The sequence below is a fragment of the Streptomyces sp. NPDC002206 genome (assembly GCF_053593595.1).
The window spans coordinates 131019-149861 of record NZ_JBSFCW010000002.1; the positions used below are offsets into that span (position 1 = coordinate 131019).

Below are 18843 nucleotides of genomic sequence, written 5' to 3' on the forward strand. Positions count from 1 at the left end.
GCAGAAGGAACCCACCACCATGAAGAAGATCATTGTCTGCGGCCTGAGCGCCGCCGTTGTCGCCGTCGTCGTCGCGCAGATCCTGCCCGACGTCAGGCGCTATCTGCGGATGCGCAGCATGTGACGCCACCTGCCGCCCGGGCCCGGCCCATGGCTGCACCGAATGGTGCATGTGCCGCACGGGTACCGGCGAGCCGGTCCGCCGGCCCCCGTGACCCGCCGCTGTAATGACGCAGTGCAGGACGGAGAACCAATGCACGAGATGTCGATCGCCATGGCCGTCGTCGACCAGGTGGAAGAGGCGGCTCAGGCAGGAGGAGCCACCTCGGTCGGGTCCGTTCGGCTCCAGGTCGGCGAACTGGCCGGAGTCGTCCCCGACGCCCTGTCCTTCTGCTTCGGACTCGCCTGCGCCGGCACCGTCCTTGACGGAGCCGAACTCGTCATCGATTCCGTGGCGGCCCGCGCGCGGTGCGTGCCCTGCGCGGACGAATGGGCGGTCGGCATGCCGCCGCAGCTGTGCTGTCCGGTCTGCGGCGAGGCGACCGCCGAACTCCTGTCGGGCCGCGAGCTGCAGATCCTCAGCGTGCACTGGCAGGACGGCCCCGCACCCGAACACACCCGCGAACCGATCTCCCAGGAGCACTGAACGATGTGCCGTGAAGTCGACCTGCAGCAGGCGGTACTCGCCAAGAACGACGCGACGGCGCACAGCCTGCGAGCCGGGCTCACGGCCCGCGGCACCACCGTCGTCAACCTGCTCTCCAGCCCCGGCAGCGGCAAGACCGAACTGCTGGAACGCGAACTCGGTCGGGCCCGCGAAAGAGGAGTGCCGGTCGCCGCACTCACCGCAGACCTCGCCACCGAGAACGACGCCGTACGCCTGGCCCGGTCAGGCGCCCCCGTCAAGCAGGTACTCACCGACGGACTCTGCCACCTGGAGGCCGGCATGCTCGGCCGCCATCTCGACAACTGGCTGCCCGACGGGACCCGGATCCTCTTCGTGGAGAACGTGGGCAACCTGGTCTGCCCCGCCTCGTACGACCTGGGGGAGACGCTCAGGGTCGTCCTCGCCTCCGTGACGGAAGGCGAGGACAAACCGCTGAAGTACCCCACCGCATTCGGACTGGCCCAGCTCGTCGTGGTCACCAAGACCGACATCGCAGAGGCCGTCGACTTCGACGAGGCCGCGTTCCGTGCCCATGTCCAGCAGGTCAACCCCGGTGTGGAAGTGGTGCTCACCGCCGCCCGCCGCGGTGAAGGGGTAGGCACGTTGCTCGACCGGGCCCTGGCCGCCGGTGAAGGCGCCCCGGTCCACACACCGGTGATGGCCCGGCAGCACCCGTACCAGCAGCACACCCACGGCGACATGAGCACGCACGACGACACCCACACCCATCCTGACCACGGCTCGCACACCCACACCCACGCGCACACCGGCATGCATACGCACACACATCCGGACCTGGGTACCCACGAACACCCGCACACCGGGCCCCACGCCCACGCGCACCCCGACGAGCCGCTCGTCATGACGACAGCACCCGACTCCGCGGAGCAGTACCGCTCGTGACGACCCCACAGCCCGGTGCCGCCGCCCTCGCGGGAGCCGTGGAGCGCCGACGGGTCGTGGTCCGCGGCGTCGTGCAGGGTGTCGGATTCCGGCCCTACCTCTACGCCCGGGCCACCGGACTGGGCCTGGCCGGACACGTCACCAACACCACCGAAGGGGTCGTCGCCGAGGTCGAGGGCGCCCCGGCCGCCGTGGCCCTGTTCTGCGACCGGATCGCAGCGGAGGCACCCCCGCTCGCCCGGGTGGACTCCGTCGACCACACGGAGGTCCCGGCCGCGGGCGGATCCCGCTTCAGCATCGTGGACTCCCACACCGACGGACCGGCCCGCACACTGGTTTCCCCGGACGCGGCCACCTGCGCCGACTGTCTCACCGAACTGGCCGATCCGGCCGACCGGCGCCACCGCCACCCGTTCATCACCTGTACGCACTGCGGGCCCCGGTTCACGATCGTCACCGCAGTGCCGTACGACCGCGCGCACACGACCATGGCCCGCTTCCCGATGTGCGCCGACTGCGCCCGTGAGTACGCCGACCCCGCGGACCGGCGCTTTCACGCCCAGCCGGTCGCCTGCCCCGCCTGCGGGCCCCGGCTGAGACTGCTCGTCGGGCGGCCGGACCACACCACGCCCGCGCAGTGCGCAGCCGGACGCGACCCGGTCGCCGAGGCACGCCGGCTGCTGTCGGACGGTGCGGTCCTCGCGGTCAAGGGGCTCGGCGGCTACCACCTCGCCTGCGATGCCGAGAACTCCGCCGCGGTGTCCCTGCTGCGCCGCCGGAAGGCCCGAGGCGACAAACCGTTCGCCATCATGGCCCGGGACATCGACGACGTCGCGCACCTCGTGCATGTGGGCGGCGAGGAGCGGGCCCTGCTCACCGGCGGTGTCCGGCCCGTCGTCCTGCTGCGGCGGCGCGCCGACGCCCGCCCGGACCCCCGCACCCCCTGGCCGTCCGATGCCGTCGCCCCACGCAGCCCCGACCTCGGCGTCATGCTCCCGTACACCCCGCTGCACCACCTGCTGCTCGGCCTGCCCGGTGACCCGCCGGGACCGCGCCTGCTCGTCATGACCAGCGGCAACGTGGCTGGTGAACCGATCGTCACGGACGACGACGAGGCGCTGGAGCGGCTCGCCAGTCTGGCCGACGCCTGGCTCACGCACGACCGCCCGATCCATGTGCCCTGCGACGACTCCGTGGTGCGCGTCTGCGACGGGGAGCGGCTGGTCGTACGCCGCTCACGCGGCTACGCCCCGCTGCCGCTGTCCCTGCCCCACCCGGTGCCTGCGACCCTCGCCACCGGCGGCGACCTGAAAAACACCTTCTGCCTCGCCGAGGAGCGCAGGGCCTGGCTGTCCGCCCATGTCGGCGACATGGACGACCTGGACACGCAGCACGCCTTCGCACGTGCCGAACAGCACCTGGAGACCCTCACCGGCGTGCGGCCCGGCATCCTGGCCACCGACCGGCATCCGGGCTACCGCACCGGCCAGTGGGCGCTGCGCCGGGCCGACGGCCGACCGGTCGTGCGCGTACAGCACCACCACGCCCATATCGCCGCCGCGATGGCCGAGCACGGCCGGGACGGCAGCCGCCGAGTGATCGGCGTCGCGTTCGACGGCACCGGATACGGGGACGACGGGGCAGTGTGGGGCGGCGAGATCATGCTGGCCGACTACGACGCCTGTCACCGCTTCGCACACCTCGCGTACGCGCCGCTGCCCGGCGGCGACGCCGCCGTGCACCGGCCCTACCGGATGGCGCTGGCACATCTGTACGCGGCAGGCATCGGCTGGACGGACGATCTGCCCTGCACAGCAGCCTGCCCACCGGACGAACGACGTGTGCTGCTCCGCCAGTTGGAGCGCAACCTCAACTGCGTCCCCACCTCCAGCATGGGTCGGCTGTTCGACGCAGTCTCCTCGCTGGCGGGCGTCTGCCACCGCGCCGGGTACGAAGCCCAGGCGGCCGTCGAACTGGAGGCCGCCGCGGTCGGCGCCGCCGCGGACCCCGGGCCCGGTTACGGTTTCGCGCTGCGCCCGGCGGACTCGGGCGACGGGCAGCCGTTGATCATGGACCCCTCGCCGGTACTCGCAGCCGTCGTCGACGACGTGCGTGCCGGTGCGAAGCCGACACTGGTCGCCGCACACTTCCACGCGGCCGTCGCGGACGTCGTGCTCCAGGTGTGCCGCGCAGCCCGCGAGCAGCACAGCCTGCACGAAGTAGCCCTGACCGGCGGCGTGTTCGCCAACACCCTGCTCTCCTCCCGGTGCGCCCGGACGCTGAACGAGAACGGCTTCACCGTCCTGCGCCACCGCGAGGTCCCCCCGAACGACGGCGGACTGGCGCTCGGCCAGCTCATGGTGGCCACCCGCAACGCAGCGGCGCGCACCAGCGCAGCCGCCGACTGACGTCCGGCCCGGCGGAGCCGGGCAACGCCCCCCACAGCAAGGAGCAGCCATGTGCCTGGCAGTACCCGGCAGAGTGATGGACATCGAGGAGCGTGACGGTACCCGGATGGCCACCGTCGACTTCGGCGGTGTGGTCAAAGAAGTGTGCCTGGAGTATCTGCCGGATCTCCAGGTCGGTGAATACGCCATCGTCCATGTGGGGTTCGCCCTGCAGCGGCTGGACGAGGAGTCGGCCAGGAAGACGCTGGAACTCTTCGCCGAACTTGGCCTGCTCCAGGAGGAGTTCGGGGACTCATGGGAACGGGTCGCGGAGGCCGGTCCGACGTCCGGGTCCGGTGGCGCCGACGCACCGCAGGAGGTTCAGCAGTGAAGTACATCGAAGAGTTCCAGAACCCGGATCTGGCGCGCCGACTGCTCGACGACATCCACTCCGTCGTGACCCGGCCCTGGGCGCTGATGGAGGTCTGCGGCGGACAGACGCACACCATCATCCGGCACGGCATCGATCAACTCCTGCCGGAACAGGTCGAACTGATCCATGGTCCGGGCTGCCCCGTCTGCGTCACGCCACTGGAGGTCATCGACAAGGCGCTGGCCATCGCCTCGCGCCCCGAGGTGATCTTCTGCTCGTTCGGGGACATGCTCCGGGTCCCCGGAACCGGCCGTGACCTGTTCCGGGTCCGCAGCGAGGGCGGCGACGTGCGGGTCGTGTACTCGCCACTCGATGCCCTGAAGATCGCCCAGCAGAACCCCGACCGCGAGGTGGTCTTCTTCGGGATCGGATTCGAGACCACCGCACCGCCCAACGCCATGACGGTGTATCAGGCACGCAGACTCGGCATCGCGAACTTCAGCCTCCTGGTGTCCCATGTGCGGGTCCCCCCGGCCATCGAGGCGATCATGCAGTCGCCGAGCTGCCGGGTGCAGGGCTTCCTCGCCGCCGGTCACGTGTGCAGCGTGATGGGCACGCGGGAGTACCCGGAGCTGGCCGAACGGTTCCGGGTGCCCATCGTGGTCACCGGTTTCGAACCGCTGGACATCCTCGAAGGCGTACGGCGCACCGTCCTGCAACTGGAGCGCGGCGAGCACACCGTGGAAAACGCTTACCCGCGCGCTGTGCACCCGGACGGGAACCCCGCGGCGCTTGCCATGCTGGACGACGTCTTCGAAGTCACCGACCGCGCCTGGCGCGGCATCGGCACCATCCCCGACAGTGGCTGGCGGCTCTCCACGCGCTACCGGGACTACGACGCCGAGTACCGCTTCTCCGTCACCGGCATCGACACAAAGGAGCCCGCCGCATGCCGCAGCGGTGAGGTCCTGCAAGGACTGCTGAAGCCCCACGAGTGCGAGGCGTTCGGCACCACCTGCACTCCGCGCAACCCGCTCGGGGCCACCATGGTCTCCAGCGAGGGCGCCTGTGCCGCGTACTACCTCTACCGGCGACTGGACATCACCACCGCAGCCAGGGAGACGAGCCCCGTTGCCTGAGACGACCGAAGCACTGAACACCACCGGCACCGCCACGGCCACGGCCACCCCCGGCGAGCCGCCCGTACTCGACCTGACGGCATGGACCTGCCCGGCACCGCTGCGCGACCAGCCGCGGGTGGTGATGGGCCACGGCGGCGGCGGGGCACTCTCGGCCGAACTGGTCCAGCACGTCTTCGCGCCCGGCTACGGGGGCGACGTGCTTGCGCAACTGACCGACTCGGCCGTGGTATCGCTGGGCGGCGCCCGACTGGCCTTCTCCACGGACTCGTACGTCGTGCGGCCGCTGTTCTTCCCCGGCGGCAGCATCGGCGACCTCGCGGTCAACGGCACGGTCAACGACCTGGCCATGAGCGGCGCCCGGGCCGCCTATCTCTCGTGCGGTTTCATCCTGGAGGAAGGCGTAGAGGTCTCGGTCGTCGCACGCGTGGCCAACGCGCTGGGCGCAGCCGCGCGCGCGGCGGGCGTCGAGGTGGCGACCGGCGACACCAAGGTCGTGGACGCCGGTCACGGCGACGGCATCTTCATCAACACCGCCGGGATCGGACTGGTCCCGGCCGGCGTCGACCTCCGTCCTCAGCGGGTGGTCCCCGGCGACGTCGTGATCGTCAGCGGTGCGATCGGCATGCACGGCGTGGCGATCATGAGTGTGCGCGAGGGCCTGGAGTTCGGCGTGGAGATCGAGAGCGACTGCGCGGCCCTGGGCGGGCTGGTGGAGACCATGCTCGCGGTCACCCCCGACCTCCATGTCCTGCGCGATCCCACACGAGGGGGGCTGGCCGCGGCGCTCAACGAGATCGCGACGGCCTCCGGCACCGGTGTCGTCCTCCAGGAACGCGACATCCCGGTCCCGCCTGCCGTGGCCAACGCCTGCGCCATCCTGGGCCTGGACCCGATGTACGTGGCCAACGAGGGAAAGCTCGTCGCGTTCGTCCCCCGAGAGCACGCCGAAGCCGTTCTGGAGGCGATGCGGGCGCATCCGCTGGGAGCGGAGGCGGCCGTCATCGGCGAGGCGGTGGAGGCGCATCCAGGCATGGTCGTTGCCCGCACCGGGCTCGGCGGGACGCGCGTGGTCGACCTGCCGATCGGGGAGCAGCTGCCCCGGATCTGCTGAGCCGTCGCCCCCCGTTCGCGGCGCTCGGATGCGAAGCCAGGACGTGTGGCGACCCTGGGATGAAGGGCGACTCGCATGGCCATGCCCGCTTCCCGTTGACCATGCGTACGAGGCGTGCGCGGGCACCGGCGCAAGGGCGAGGACGCCGTATCGGGCTCGTACGAGCCCGATACGGCGCGTCGTCAGCCGACCGGACGCCGCGTGAAGCCGGTGGTGGGGCGTTCCAGCCGCTCTCCGTCCACGATGATGTCGACGGCTTCGTTTTAGAACGCGATGAGGTCCTTGACCGCCCCCGCGGCGGGGGCGGGATCGGGATAGCTCCACGCCACATTCGCCGGTGCGTCGCTGTCCGTATCGGCCACGGACCAGTACTCGACCGTCCCCTTGTACGGGCATCCCGTACGCAGCCCGGTCGCGGCGAAAAGGTCGAGGCGAAAAGATCGCGGACGTCCTCGCGGGGGAGGTCGTAGAAGAGTGTGGAACCGGAGTGCGCTCCTGTGTCGGGTGCGGCCGCCGGTCGGAGCAGATCGGTGCGGACATCGTCCCGGGGAAAGACGCAGAGCGGCACGGCAGGGGTCTCGACCACACCGCGTGGGGAATCGACCGGACATCCGGCCGCCCCTGCCTGCTCACGACATGAGCAGGCGAGGCGGCAGTGGCCTGTTGACGGTGCAACGGCCTGGCGAGGGTCAGGTCTGCGGCGGCTGGTCCTGGCCGCGGTCCGAACCGAGCTGGCCCTTGAGCTTGTCCTGAGCGGTGTCGACCGGGCCGGTGTACTTGCCCTGGGTCCTGTCGTCGATGGTGTCACCCGCCTTGTCGATGCCCTTGCCCGCCTGGTCCTCGTGGCCCTTCAGCATGTGCTTGATCTTGTCCATCATGGACATGGGTCCTCCTCGGTGCGTTCACCCTGACACTTCCAGCGTCGCCACTTGTGCCGCACTTCGCATCCGCATGGGACCGCGCGCACGCCATGACGGCCGCCTGTACACATTTCGTGCCGCCCGGATGCGGCGCGAGCGTCCTCCCTGCACCGCCCGCCGGTGTGCCGTACGCCTTGACTCGCCGCACGCCGACGACGGCGCGCCCCGCGGGTCGACCGAGCCGGCATCCGGCGCAGTCGGGCAGGCTCCCCCCGGATCGGAGACCCTGAAGACCGTGCGGGGCGTCTCGCGGTGGACCCGTGCCGCGAGCTGCCGCAGTGCCGGGTGGGGCATCACGCGGGAATTCTCGTCCCCGATATCCCGCGGACGGCCGGTGCACCGGTGGCGTGGTGGACGTACTCGCGTACCAGGCGGAAGCCGGCGTTCCAGGCGAGCAGCCGGCTGGCCCTGTTGTGGCGGGAGCAGCTCCAGCTGGGGGTGTGGCCGCGTGCCGTGACGTCGGCGCAGAGTGCGGTGACACAACTGAGGGCGAGCTGCCGGCGGCGGTGGTCGGGGGTGGTGAAGACGGCGAGGTCCTCGTACGCGCTGCCGAGAAAGTACGTGCACGCCACGGCGAGGGCTTCGCCTTGACGGAAGGCGCCCCAGGCGTGCCCGGAGGCGGCGAGCCCGGCCGGGCCGCCCCAGCTGGCATGTATCCAGGCAGCACCCGGGCCGAGCGCGACGAGTGCGCCGGCATCGGCGGCGGTGATGCGGCGTACGGCCACACCCTTGGGGGTGCGCGCAAGGGAGGTCGGCTCCTCCTGCTGTATGTAGACCATGCGCTCCCACGGCATGATCCGGTCGAAGGAAGCACCGAGGACGGGAAGGAATCGGGCAGGTGCCTCGATGTAGCGCGAGCCGAGCGGTGCGAGTTCCGCGGGGACGAGTGCGCCGGGATCGCCACGCAGCAGTACATGGGCGGCGCAGTCGACGGCGATCGCACGCGGCTGGACGGCGTGGTCGGCACAGAAGCGGCCGATCCCGGTGGTCAGGACATGCTCGGCCAGGGCCGCCGGTCCCGGCGCTCCGGCAGGGAACCAGCGTGAGTGTGCGGGAAGTTGGTGCGGCAGGAGTTCGATCACGGCTGGTTCCTTCCGGGGCCGGGTGTACGGGAAAGGGGCGGCCTGTACGACGGGTTCAGGCCGCCCCTACGGGCGGTTCAGCCGCTAGTCGGCGGCTTTGATGCCGTGGTCGGCCTTCTTCTTGCGGCGGTCCTTCTTCCTGCGGCGTGCTTCGACATGCGCGGTGTTCCTTCAGGCTTCATGGCTGGTGAGCGCGGTGGCGAGCTTGTTGAGGCGCTGAACGGTGCGTTCCTCGGTGGCTGGCGGCGCCCTCGGCAGGGGATGCCCCGTGGTGGCCGTAGAGGGAAAGGAGTTCGGTCTCGCAGATCCCGGGGTGGAGGGAGACGGCAGTGACCCGCGGGTCGGCGGCGAAGACGGTGAGGGCCAGCTGGGACTGCGCATAGGCGGCGAGTCGCGAGTAGCGGCGGACCCGGTTCGGGTCGCTCCACTGGATGGAGCCGGTGCGGTGCAGCGACGATGACACGTTGACCACGCGGCCGCCCGGGTCGCTCGTGAGCGCGGGCTCGAGGAGGTGGGTGAGGAGGTAGTGGGCGAGGAAGTTCACCTGAAAGGCGATCTCGTTGCCGTCGGCGGTGACCGTGTGTCGCTCGGGCGCCGCCATGCCCGCGTTGTTGACCAGTACGTCCAGGTGCGGGTGGGTCCCGACGACCTGTCGGGCCATCGCCTCCACCTCGTCGAAGTGCGTGAAGTCGGCGGCGTAGGAGCAAAGTTGGGACTCACTGATCCCGGCGGTGGCGATGAGCCTGTCGGCCGCGGCCCGAGCCTCCTCGTCGGTGCGGCCGTGGACGAGCACGAGCGCGCCGCGCTCGGCGAGGATCCGGGCGGTTTCCCAGCCGATACCGGAAGTGGCCCCGGTGATCAGCACGGTCCGTCCGGACAGGGAAGCAGAAGGCATCGTGGATTCCTGTTGTCGTGGGTGGGGGCCCGGGGTCGGGCTGATGCGAGGGAACTCCCCCAGCCGCCTGCGAATTGAGATACAGGGATGCATGTGGCAAGGCGTGTACAGAGGATGGAGGAAAGAGAAATGGAGAAGCGGCCGCTTCATTGATCGGGCGGCCGCCGGCGAGCGGTGCGCAGGAGCACCATGTGCCGAAGCACGGGCGAATGCGTCAACGCATCCGGGGGTGAACAACGCGCATCACCGGCGGCACCGTATTCGGTGGCCGGTCGTCATGTCGCAGACCGCTGTTCACGTCACCTATCCCACTCCTTCGAGTGCCCCGTCTCAAGCGGGCCCACAAATCCCTGACGACCCTCTGATATGAGTCGGCCAGGCGGTGGCGGACGCGCAGCGGACGCTTCGCAGGGCGAGCGGGACCAGAGCCAGATGATTCAGGGTGCCGAAGATGATCGACGATGTGATGACCGGCGAGGGGCTGTGCAGGCCTCGACTGGTCAGCGCGCCGATCCCCGGATGCGCGGAGGCGAGCCCGGCCGGCATGATCGCGCCGTCGGGTCTCCTCGGCGGCGGGCCGCTGGGGCCGAACCGGTACGGGCCTGCTGGGGGTGGCGGGAAACTTTGCGGAAGACCTTGTGGCGGGCCGCCCGCAGCGCGAGCACCGGATGAGTCGGCCAGGAGCGACGCTGAGCCTTTCCGGTACCGGGGCCCCGGTACCGGAAAGGCCGTGCGCGGACGCGGTGCGGAGAATACGCCGCGCCGCCGAACGAGTTGCCTCGATGCATTGGCTGCGATCGGCATGGTTTCCCCCGATCGGCATGCAACGTTCCGCTGTTCTTTCCCCTCGGGTCGGCGGGGACACGACCACTTCATGGCGACCGTCCTCACGCGCACGGACGCAGCGCGTCAGTCCGCCAACTCCCGGGTGTCCAGCGGTATGTGCCAGGAAATCCGGCGGTGGACGGCGGCGATGTCGTCCTGCAACGGAGAGGGCGGTACAGCGAGCACGGGGCAGGTCGCGTGCGCGAGGCAGTACCGGGCGACCGAAGGACGCAGGGCCCTCCGCAGCCCCCCGCGCGCGCCGGCCCCGACGACCAGCAGGTCGTCGGGGCCGTTCGTTGCAGCGATCAGCGCGAGGCCCGGTGTGCCCCGTACGACCAGAGCCTCCATCGGCACCCCGGGCCCTGCCGGGCCGAAGGCGGTGTCCACCGCCCGGAGCAGCCGGTCGCCCGCCACCCGGCGGCACTCGGTCAGCAGCTCGGGCCACGGTTGATTGCGCTGCCCGAGCTCACCGCCGGGAGGTGACCAAGCCAGGATGGCCCGCAGTACGGCATCGGTGCGCCGGGCCTCGGCCGCGGCCCGGTGCAGCGCTGTCAGACTGCCCAGGGTGCCGCTCACACCGGCCACCACACACCGCTCGCCCGCTTGCTCCATTTCGTCACCACTCCTTGCCACACCTCAGGTCCTGACCTCATGGAAGGCCCAAGGGCTGCGGCGATCATGGTGTGTTGGCGAATCCCTGACGTCGGGGCAGCAGACCCTGACGGACTCATGACGGCGCTACGCGCAAGCGTCGGGCACTGTTTCGCCGTGCGGGGCCGGAACCGGTGTCGCGACGTCGCTGCCCGTCCCGAACTGGCGAGCCGCCCGGTCGAAGTACCGCAGCAGTTCTACCGGGAACGGCATGACCAGCGTGGAGTTCTTCTCGGCTGCCACCTCGACCACCGTCTGCAGCAGCCTCAGCTGCATCGCCTCCGGCGTGTCGGCCATGATTCGCGAAGCGTTGGCGAGCTGCTGTGCCGCCTGGAACTCACCGTCCGCGGTGATCACCCGGGCGCGCCGCTCCCGCTCGGCCTCGGCCTGCCGCGACATGGAACGCTTCAGAGACTCCGGCAGCTGTACGTCCTTGATCTCGACCCGGTCGATGTGCACACCCCAGCCGGCCGCCGGCTGTCGATCATCAAGGCCAGCCCTTCGTGCAGCCGTTCGCGGTCCGAGAGCAGATCGTCCAAGTCGACGACCTTGAAGTGGACGACGGCATCGACCTTCACCGACACGTGTCCCGGGTTATGCCCTCCTGCGTCGGCACGGGCAGCGTCACCACCTGTACGTTCACCTTCCGCGCCGGGCCCGTGGCCATTCGGTCTGCGCGACTCACCATGAGGGCGCTGAACCCGGGGAGATTTGACCGGACACGTGACGCGTAGGCGTCGGGACGGGGGCGGGAGTGCGTTCTCGCCGTGCTGGAATCGGCGGCATGCTGCCGACAGGGTGAGCGGGCCGCAGTATGTCGCCCGGAAAGCCCAACGGTGCGCCAGATATGCCCATTTTCCTGCGCTTTCACGGTCCATCAGATGTTGCATCGGCGCCTGAAACCTGTCGTTCGTACACCCGGTCGGCCCCTTCGTGTCACACCATGGGTATGTCCGATATGACAGCTAAAGGGACTATTAGTACGTTCATCACAGGTCGGCTTCCCGGCCGACGTCTCTGAGACAGGGAGAAGTGACATGACGACGCGTACCGTCGCTGTGACCGCCGCCGTAGTAGGCGCCGCGGTCCTCGCGACAACCGGCATTACTTATGCCTCGGCCGCCGGATCCGCTCCGGCCGCCCCATCCGTCCAACAGGCCGCCCCCGCCCCGGGCCCGGCTGCCGGCGACGGGAACGGAAACGGAAACGGAAACGGAAACGGAGGTCGTGGTGGTGGCGGCGGTGGCCGTGGCGGCGACAGCGGTGGCTACGGCGGTGGCGGCGGCGGCGGTGGCCGTGGCGGCGACAGCGGTGGCTACGGCGGTGGCGGCGGTGGCTACGGCGGTGGCGGCGGCGGTGGCCGTGGCGGCGACAGCGGTGGCTACGGCGGTGGCGGCGGCGGTGGCCGTGGCGGCGGCGGCGGTGGCTACGGCGGTGGCGGCGGCGGTGGCTACGGCGGCGGCGGCGGTGGCTACGGCGGTGACGACGGTGGCTACGGCGGTGACGACGGCTACGGCAAGGGGCGGATCCAGATCAACGAGCGGTCGTACTCCGCCCAGCCGGACGGCTGCATCACCGTGGTCAGCGGCCTGGGCTCGCGGAGCTTCAACGTCCGCAACGACAGCCGCAGGTCCGTAGAGCTCTTCCGCGGGGCGACCTGCGACAACGGTTCTCCGGTCGCCACTGTCGGCCCCTGGAGCACCAGCAACGGCGTCTTCACCCGCCAGGTCCACGGTGGCGTGAAGGTTCGCAATGGCGTCGTGGGCAGCTTCCGAGTGGTCAGGGACCACTACGGCAACAAGTGGTAACAGCTCCACCCGCATCACATGGAAACCCCGGCCCGTCGGAATCGGGCCGGGGTTTCCGGCATGGGGACGCCTCTCGACGCATGCCCGGCTCCGGGCGGACGCACGCGCGTGCGACACAGGCCCGGTGTCCCGTACACCTGCTGCGCCATACTAGGTGTTGGACGATGCGGTCGGCCGCGGACTTCGAAACCCCGGACAGCGGCGCCGACCGGCGCACCGTCAGGTTCGTCCGCCTTCGCGCGGCTGATGGCGGGTGGCTCGGACCGCAGAATCCCCGCGTGCTCACGTCGCGTAAGCCAGGATTTCGGGTACTGCTTCGCGCAGGCTCCCGAAATGGCGGTGCACGCCGTCCACCGCAACAGGAGCGTTGACTCCCCACACCGTCATGCCGGCACGCAACCCGGACTTCACACCGGACGGCGCGTCTTCAATGACCAGGCAGTCCTCCGGCCCGGCCCCGAGTAGCTCAGCAGCGAGCAGATAGGGCACCGGTGACGGCTTGCCCTCCGTGACGGCAGCGGCATCCACAAGCACGCCGGGAACCGGCAGACCGGTCCGGGTGAACCGCCCGCGCACCCGGTGCTCGTAGTTGGATGTCACCAGACCCCAGCGCCCCGAGGGCAGAGCCGACAGCAACTTCGTCGCACCTTCGAAGGCGGAGTAGACACCGGACCGTACGTCCTCGTCCTCCAGCTCATGCAATGCCGCCAGGCACTCCCGCGGATCCCGATCAGGAGCGACCGTCGCGAAGGTCTCCATCGGCCTCGTCCGCAGCGCCACCCTGTAGACCTCATCAGGGTCCAGTCCGTATTGAGCCGACCAAGTCCCCCACACCTGCCGTTGATTCTCCACTGCGTCGATCAACGTGCCGTCGACATCGAACAGGACATACTTCCCGGGAACAGATCGAGTGAGTTCACTGGTCACGCCTTGATCATGCCATCGGCGCACCGCGCAAGAACTTGTCGGACGACCTTGGGGCGTTGGGCCCGGGGCTGCGTAGGAACTGTCCTGAACATGGCTCCGGTCCACCTACGGTGGTCGGCCGGTGTCGTTGCCGTTGACGCGGACCTCCGGAGATCGACTCTCCTCGGCTCGCCGCGGTGCACGGTCAACGCATAGTCACGGAAGGTCAGTCGGTACGTGCGGCCGCCCGGACCGGGCCGAGCCGACAGCGTGCCGTCGGCTCGGTCATCCGGCCCGCACCCCTCCTGCCAGAAATCGAGCCGGGCCCGGACGGGTCCGGTCTGATCGCTGTGCCACTTCGCACGGTCCGCCGGGTTGTCGTGGCGTCCCCGGCCGGTCCGGTGCCGGGCGCGGCGTCACGGTTTCGGCGCCCCAGGGCGCCCCAGGCCTTCACGGACCCCGCCCGTCGCGGACAAGGGAGGCTTCCCGTACCGCACACTGACTTTCACCCGGCTCGTCGACCACCGCGATCCCTCGAAGAGGACCTTCGCCGGTGCCCCTGTTTCACCCGTCTGGGCGGGCTGGCGTGCCGACAGGTTTCCCTGTCCGCACTCTAGAGTCCATCAGAGGCGCAGGGCAGTGGTCCACGCCGGACCGCCGGTACCTGCAAGGCCTGCGTCACGACCGGAATGCCCGCCGTCCTGCCTGGCGGACGTCCGAGGGCACGGTGTTCGGGGGCGTCCTGCACTTCACAGGAGAGAGGCACGGCATGTCGCACGGCTGCGGCAGGACGCGGTGGAAGCGTTTCGCCCTTGTCCTGGTTCCGAGCACGGTGGCTGCCGCGGCGCTGGGTATCGGCATGGCGCAAGGTGCACTGGCCGCGTCGTTCTTCATCTCCGGCGACCGGTTCCAGTTTGCCGCAGACACACTGACCACTCGCGGTACGAGTATCTACGGCGTGGTGGACGTGACCAGAGAGGGCCGCCGTGTGCCCGTCGTGGTCACGGGTGCCAGGCAGGCGACGATCAAGAGACTGTGCGAGTCCGTAGCGGTCGAGATCCCGGTTCTGGGCCTGTACACACTGCGGCTCACCGGCGGCGACCAGGCCGAGGCGCGGGACATCTTCATCGACGCGACGTCCCTGACGGCTGGTCGGGCGATCTTGAACGACCTGGACATCGGTGTCGCCGCGGGCTCGGTCACCAAGGGTCCGATCGACCCGGGCGACCGGAACTCGGGGCTCTTCGATCCCAACGGCTTTGCACAGCAGGCGGTGTCGACCACCCTCACCGACGTGCGCATCAACGCGGTTGCGATCTCGGCTGCCACCCTCAGCGTCCCTGACCTCGAAGTGAGTCTCAAGCAGGGCAACCACCGCTGCTTCTGACTCCATGCACACCGCTATGGCCCCGGACACCGTGCCGACGCGGTCATGGACCGACCCATCCGTACTCGTTCAGCCGAGCACCAGCCCGCGCCGACTCCACGTACCGCGTTATCGCAGGCGGATACCCACCCCTTCACCCTGGAAGCCGCACGTGATCAACGAGCCTTTCGGCACCCTCCCAGGACTACGCGACAGGATCGACGGCACACGACGCAGATTCAGAATCTGGCGTGGTGGGCGTCCGTTCTGGGCCGGCCTGTTCCTGCTCCTGGCGGGGGCGCCCATCATCTACTTCCCTTACGTCCACATCACGCTGAAGGGCGTCGCTGTCGCGCTGTCCACCACGGCCGGCGCCGCATCACTGATCATCGGGATCCTGCTCATGACCCTGGGCATCACGCTCTGGTTCCATCAGCAGGTGCGCGTCTTCGCCGGGATCGCGGGCCTGTTGCTCACCCTCGTCTCCTTCCCCCTCGCCAACTTCGGGGGACTGCTTTTCGGACTCTTCTTCGGCCTTGTGGGCGGTTCCCTGGCCTGTGCCTGGGACCCCTGCCCGCCGGAGGCCGAGCCGCAGCACACGGCAGCCTTGCCACCTGTGACCGTTCCTGGGAGCGATGGCCCACAGGGCAACTGACAACCTGACGGGTCAAGTCGGGTGCGGCCCGGATGCCGGATCTTGTCGCCGGGGCGAGAACGCGCCCGATGCTCGCGGCGCACCGTGAGCGCTCACCGTGCTGCGGGCTGTCATTCGTCCGGACCGCGGCGCCGACTTGGCCGAAGGAGGCGTCCGCACTCTTTACACGTGACCCATGCGTCGCTAGCTTCACTGGCTGGTGACAACGATGTCAACTCCGCATCCGAGGAGGAGTGATCGTCCATGGTGTCACGAAGAGACTTCTTGCTGACCAACGGAACGATCCTGGCGGCAGCCGGACTGGGCTTCGGCCTCCCCGGTCGGGCCGCCGCCGCCGAACGCGACAGCCACACCCTCTGCTGCCGTCCTTCGGCCACGCCACCACGCTCGACGTCGCCGACGTGAGCAGCCTCCACGGGGACGATCAGCTGCTGCTGACCACCCTGCAGGGGGTCGTCAACCGGCGCCGCCCTCGTCTCTACTTCAACTACGACGCCGGCGGCGTCGACCTGCGCTGGCTGGCCGGCACCGGCGCCGATGTCACCCGCCACGACAACGCCCTCGACCTGATCGGCCGCTATCGCGGCGAGGTCCGCGGCGCCGTCCTGCACGACCCCGAGGTCCCCGACTCGGTCAACGTCGCCACCACCCTCGCCGGTCTGGAGAACGCCGTCGCGGCCACCGCCGAACAAGCGAGCCGGTACGGCCTGAAGGTCGTCGCCGATCTGCGGGGCCGTTTCGCCGACGACCCGCAGGCGGTCTACCGCTGGCAACTGGACAACCTTTTCCCCCGCTGCGCCCACACACTGCTGGCCGGGCTGCCGCCCACCAGGACAGGCCTGATCCGGTGCGACAGCTCCGGGCCCGGAGCTGTTCGGATGAGCGCACCGTCACCGCCGTGTCCCATCAGCCTGAGCGGCGCCGTCCAGGTGCAGCGAGTGGCAGCCACGGCGGGGCCGGTAGAGGATGAGAGCGCTGCTCCCGCGCCGTGCCGCTAAGGAGGCCCGGACATGCGTTGGTGGTCGTTGCTGATCACGATCGGCCGGGACGGGCTGCGCATTCAACGGGCGTTCGCCGCCCCCTCGGCGATCGCACGGGCCGTACTGGGCGTGCTGCTCGCCACGGTCCTCGGCCTGCTGCTGGACGACCCGGTGGCCGGGGCCATGGCCAGCGTCGGTGCGTTCATCTGTGGCATCGGTACGCTGCTGAGCCCGCTGCGACACCCTGTGGTGAACGCGATCGGGATGGCGGCCGCCTTCAGCGCAATGGCGGTGCTGGGGGCTTTGGTGCACGGCACCACCTGGCTGTTCCTGCTGCTGCTCGCGGTCGCGGCGTTCGCCACCGGGCTGTGGCGGACGATGGGCGTCGCGCCCGGCATCCGGGGCTGCCTCGCGGTCATCGGGCTGATGATCACGGCTGATCTCGCTCCCGACGTACGGGGCGGCCTGGTGATGGCCGGGTGGATCGCGGTCGGGACCGGACTCGTCGTGATGGTGCGACTGCTCCCGCCGTACGGTCCGCGCTTCGCCGCCCAGCGCCGTGCCCTTGCAGCCCTGTACAAGTCGCTGGCCGAAGCTTCGGTCGCGGCGGACTCCGCCGCCCTGGGCGGGCCAGCTCCGTTCACCGCGGCCCGGCAGGCACTGGACCTGCTGCCGCAGTTCAGCCGGCCGGCGGCGGCGGCGATGTTCGGACTGCTGGGAGAGGCCGAGCGCATCCGCCGCGCGCTGCACACGGTGCGGCTGACGGTCCCGGCGGACGGGAACCAGGAGGCGTCGGCCGCCGCGGCGCAGGTGCTGGGCAACATCTCCCGTACGGTGGCCTCCGGTCGCGCGCACCGCACCCCCGAGGAAGTCTGGTCCCTCCTGGAGTCGTGGGCGGCCGCCTCGCCCGTGCGCGGCCCGCGCGACCTGGCCGCCCGACTGCGGTCGGCCGATCAGCTGGCCCGGCGCTCGACCGACGACCGCCTGGGCGATGTACTGGAACCCCACACCGAGGTGCCGGGCCTGTACGCGGGCACCCCCTCCGTAGCACGCACCGCCCGGCGGATCCGGGCACAGCTGCAGCCCCAGTCGCCGATCTTCCGCCATGCGGTGCGGCTCGCAGTGGGCGTGGTGGTGGCCGAGGTCATCGGCCGGTCGATCGGCGGTTGGGGCGGGCTGGGCATCTCCGCGCACGGCTTCTGGGTGGCCCTGACCACCATGCTGGTGCTCTTCCCCGAGTACGGACACACCATGGCCCGCGGCTGGGGACGGGCGGCCGGGGCCGTCCTGGGCGGCCTCTTCGCCTGGGTGCTGTCCCTGCCGCACTGGTCGCCCGCCGGCCTCGCGGTCGTGGCGGTGGTGCTGGCCGCGGCATCGTTCGTGACCCTGCGGACCGGGCAGCTGATGCTCAACCTGTGGCTGACCACCTGGATCGTCTTCCTGATCCACCACGTCGGCGGGCTGCCCGGGCCCACGGCGTGGGCGCGCGCCGCCGACACCGTGGTCGGCGCAGCGCTCGCCGTGTTCATCTTCCTGGTCTGGCCGACCTGGTCCACCCGGCGGGTGCCGGGCCTGCTCGCGGAGTGGCTGCGGGTGCAGGACCGGCTGCTGCCCGAGCTGCTGACCGGCTACGCCGACGTCGGGGCGACCGACCCGGCAGCCGTCGACGCACTGCGGGCGCGGTCACGGCAGGTCAGGGAGCACCTGGAGGCGGCGGTGGAGCAGTCGTACGCCGAGCCGGCCGAGCACCGCGGCCCCTGGTCGAGTGTGCAGCTGGAGCAGATCCGGACGCAGGTGTCCATGGTCGCCGGATGCGCCACCCTGCTGGGCGAACACCTGCCGCGTACCCCGCAGGACACCGTGCCGGAGCTGACCGAACTGGTCGATCCGCTGCACGAACACCTCACCGCCCTGGCCCGCGCCGCCGCCGGAGCCGAGACCGTGGCCCCGGGGGCACTGCGGTCGGTCTTCGACTCCTTCACCGCCCGCTCCGGCCTGCCGGCCGAGACGTCCGAAGGTTCCAGCAGCGCCACGACCAGCCGCGCCGTCGCCCTGAGCACCGCAACGGTCGACGCCGTCGAGGCCCTGACCGCCACCATCGCCTCCCGCTAGCGCCCTCGCCGCCACGCGGCAGCCTGAAACGCCGCAGCGTCGCCGTCCGCCCTGACTATG

At 70.3% G+C, this 18843-nt stretch carries 18 protein-coding genes and 3 pseudogenes; 13 read left to right on the forward strand and 8 right to left on the reverse strand.

What is annotated here, in order from left to right:
• Positions 1–19: 19 nt before the first annotated feature.
• The 7 genes from ACWCP8_RS05495 (at position 20) to hypE (ending at position 6583) form a co-directional block, all read left to right on the forward strand.
• On the forward strand, positions 20–124 hold the full coding sequence (locus ACWCP8_RS05495; RefSeq protein WP_382837099.1) for a DUF6893 family small protein: 105 nt from the start codon (positions 20–22) through the stop codon (positions 122–124).
• A gap of 129 nt (positions 125–253) precedes the next feature.
• The gene (locus ACWCP8_RS05500) at positions 254–646 is read left to right on the forward strand and encodes a hydrogenase maturation nickel metallochaperone HypA/HybF (protein ID WP_352268384.1); all 393 of its coding nucleotides are present in this window, start codon (positions 254–256) and stop codon (positions 644–646) included.
• A 3-nt stretch (positions 647–649) separates the two neighbouring features.
• On the forward strand, positions 650–1570 hold the full coding sequence (gene hypB, locus ACWCP8_RS05505) for a hydrogenase nickel incorporation protein HypB (RefSeq protein WP_451114316.1): 921 nt from the start codon (positions 650–652) through the stop codon (positions 1568–1570).
• The gene (gene hypF, locus ACWCP8_RS05510; RefSeq protein ID WP_451114318.1) at positions 1567–3978 is read left to right on the forward strand and encodes a carbamoyltransferase HypF; all 2412 of its coding nucleotides are present in this window, start codon (positions 1567–1569) and stop codon (positions 3976–3978) included. The genes hypB and hypF overlap by 4 nt, the downstream gene beginning before the upstream one ends.
• Positions 3979–4027: 49 nt before the next feature.
• Positions 4028–4348, forward strand: coding sequence for a HypC/HybG/HupF family hydrogenase formation chaperone (locus ACWCP8_RS05515; RefSeq protein WP_451114320.1), 321 nt, complete (start codon positions 4028–4030; stop codon positions 4346–4348).
• Entirely contained in the window at positions 4345–5469 is a 1125-nt protein-coding gene (gene hypD, locus ACWCP8_RS05520; protein ID WP_352268380.1) for a hydrogenase formation protein HypD, read from the forward strand. The genes ACWCP8_RS05515 and hypD overlap by 4 nt, the downstream gene beginning before the upstream one ends.
• Before the next feature lie 13 nt (positions 5470–5482).
• Positions 5483–6583: a hydrogenase expression/formation protein HypE gene (gene hypE / locus ACWCP8_RS05525; protein WP_451114883.1), complete on the forward strand. Its 1101-nt coding sequence runs from the start codon at positions 5483–5485 to the stop codon at positions 6581–6583.
• A gap of 263 nt (positions 6584–6846) precedes the next feature.
• On the opposite strand, the gene ACWCP8_RS05530 is transcribed toward hypE, so the two are convergent.
• From ACWCP8_RS05530 to ACWCP8_RS05555, 6 genes and pseudogenes are all read right to left on the reverse strand, one after another.
• On the reverse strand, positions 6847–7194 hold the full coding sequence (locus ACWCP8_RS05530) for a DUF427 domain-containing protein (protein WP_451114322.1): 348 nt from the start codon (positions 7192–7194) through the stop codon (positions 6847–6849).
• A gap of 78 nt (positions 7195–7272) precedes the next feature.
• Entirely contained in the window at positions 7273–7467 is a 195-nt protein-coding gene (locus tag ACWCP8_RS05535) for an antitoxin (protein WP_352268379.1), read from the reverse strand.
• Positions 7468–7796: 329 nt separating this feature from the next.
• Positions 7797–8585: a GNAT family N-acetyltransferase gene (locus ACWCP8_RS05540; protein ID WP_451114324.1), complete on the reverse strand. Its 789-nt coding sequence runs from the start codon at positions 8583–8585 to the stop codon at positions 7797–7799.
• A 171-nt stretch (positions 8586–8756) separates the two neighbouring features.
• Positions 8757–9480 (reverse strand): annotated as a pseudogene (locus tag ACWCP8_RS05545) (SDR family NAD(P)-dependent oxidoreductase).
• Positions 9481–10389: 909 nt separating this feature from the next.
• Positions 10390–10917, reverse strand: coding sequence for a universal stress protein (locus tag ACWCP8_RS05550; RefSeq protein WP_352268374.1), 528 nt, complete (start codon positions 10915–10917; stop codon positions 10390–10392).
• A gap of 126 nt (positions 10918–11043) precedes the next feature.
• Positions 11044–11662: pseudogene (locus ACWCP8_RS05555) on the reverse strand (SPFH domain-containing protein); the annotation flags it as partial.
• Positions 11663–11993: 331 nt separating this feature from the next.
• Here ACWCP8_RS05555 and ACWCP8_RS05560 point away from each other — a divergent pair.
• On the forward strand, positions 11994–12764 hold the full coding sequence (locus tag ACWCP8_RS05560; protein WP_451114326.1) for a hypothetical protein: 771 nt from the start codon (positions 11994–11996) through the stop codon (positions 12762–12764).
• A gap of 151 nt (positions 12765–12915) precedes the next feature.
• Here the strand turns inward: ACWCP8_RS05560 and ACWCP8_RS05565 are convergent.
• A pseudogene (locus ACWCP8_RS05565) lies at positions 12916–13008 on the reverse strand (IS5/IS1182 family transposase); the annotation flags it as partial.
• A 38-nt stretch (positions 13009–13046) separates the two neighbouring features.
• Positions 13047–13691 (reverse strand): HAD family hydrolase, encoded by a 645-nt coding sequence (locus ACWCP8_RS05570; RefSeq protein ID WP_451114328.1) that lies wholly within the window; start codon positions 13689–13691, stop codon positions 13047–13049.
• 748 nt (positions 13692–14439) lie between these two features.
• Between ACWCP8_RS05570 and ACWCP8_RS05575 the strand changes: the two genes are divergently transcribed.
• From ACWCP8_RS05575 to ACWCP8_RS05595, 5 genes are all read left to right on the forward strand, one after another.
• Positions 14440–15057 (forward strand): DUF6230 family protein, encoded by a 618-nt coding sequence (locus tag ACWCP8_RS05575; protein ID WP_451114330.1) that lies wholly within the window; start codon positions 14440–14442, stop codon positions 15055–15057.
• Positions 15058–15208: 151 nt separating this feature from the next.
• Complete coding sequence (locus tag ACWCP8_RS05580; RefSeq protein WP_382837062.1) at positions 15209–15691, forward strand: DUF6114 domain-containing protein; 483 nt, start codon at positions 15209–15211, stop codon at positions 15689–15691.
• Between the two features lie 243 nt (positions 15692–15934).
• Positions 15935–16096 (forward strand): hypothetical protein, encoded by a 162-nt coding sequence (locus ACWCP8_RS05585; RefSeq protein WP_451114332.1) that lies wholly within the window; start codon positions 15935–15937, stop codon positions 16094–16096.
• Positions 16093–16689, forward strand: a complete 597-nt coding sequence (locus ACWCP8_RS05590; RefSeq protein WP_451114334.1) for a GxGYxYP domain-containing protein — start codon at positions 16093–16095, stop codon at positions 16687–16689. Before ACWCP8_RS05585 ends, ACWCP8_RS05590 begins: the two co-directional genes overlap by 4 nt.
• A gap of 12 nt (positions 16690–16701) precedes the next feature.
• Positions 16702–18783, forward strand: coding sequence for an FUSC family protein (locus ACWCP8_RS05595; protein WP_451114335.1), 2082 nt, complete (start codon positions 16702–16704; stop codon positions 18781–18783).
• The last annotated feature ends 60 nt before the right edge of the window (positions 18784–18843 follow it).

What these genes read in the sequence shown, in the direction of transcription:
- ACWCP8_RS05495 (WP_382837099.1), top strand. Translation starts at nt 20, where the DNA reads ATGAAGAAGATCATTGTCTGCGGCCTGAGCGCCGCCGTTGTCGCCGTC.
- ACWCP8_RS05500 (WP_352268384.1), top strand. Translation starts at nt 254, where the DNA reads ATGCACGAGATGTCGATCGCCATGGCCGTCGTCGACCAGGTGGAAGAG.
- hypB (WP_451114316.1), top strand. Translation starts at nt 650, where the DNA reads ATGTGCCGTGAAGTCGACCTGCAGCAGGCGGTACTCGCCAAGAACGAC.
- ACWCP8_RS05515 (WP_451114320.1), top strand. Translation starts at nt 4,028, where the DNA reads ATGTGCCTGGCAGTACCCGGCAGAGTGATGGACATCGAGGAGCGTGAC.
- ACWCP8_RS05530 (WP_451114322.1), bottom strand. Translation starts at nt 7,194, where the DNA reads ATGTCCGGTCGATTCCCCACGCGGTGTGGTCGAGACCCCTGCCGTGCC.
- ACWCP8_RS05535 (WP_352268379.1), bottom strand. Translation starts at nt 7,467, where the DNA reads ATGTCCATGATGGACAAGATCAAGCACATGCTGAAGGGCCACGAGGAC.
- ACWCP8_RS05550 (WP_352268374.1), bottom strand. Translation starts at nt 10,917, where the DNA reads ATGGAGCAAGCGGGCGAGCGGTGTGTGGTGGCCGGTGTGAGCGGCACC.
- ACWCP8_RS05560 (WP_451114326.1), top strand. Translation starts at nt 11,994, where the DNA reads ATGACGACGCGTACCGTCGCTGTGACCGCCGCCGTAGTAGGCGCCGCG.
- ACWCP8_RS05575 (WP_451114330.1), top strand. Translation starts at nt 14,440, where the DNA reads ATGTCGCACGGCTGCGGCAGGACGCGGTGGAAGCGTTTCGCCCTTGTC.
- ACWCP8_RS05585 (WP_451114332.1), top strand. Translation starts at nt 15,935, where the DNA reads ATGGTGTCACGAAGAGACTTCTTGCTGACCAACGGAACGATCCTGGCG.
- ACWCP8_RS05595 (WP_451114335.1), top strand. Translation starts at nt 16,702, where the DNA reads ATGCGTTGGTGGTCGTTGCTGATCACGATCGGCCGGGACGGGCTGCGC.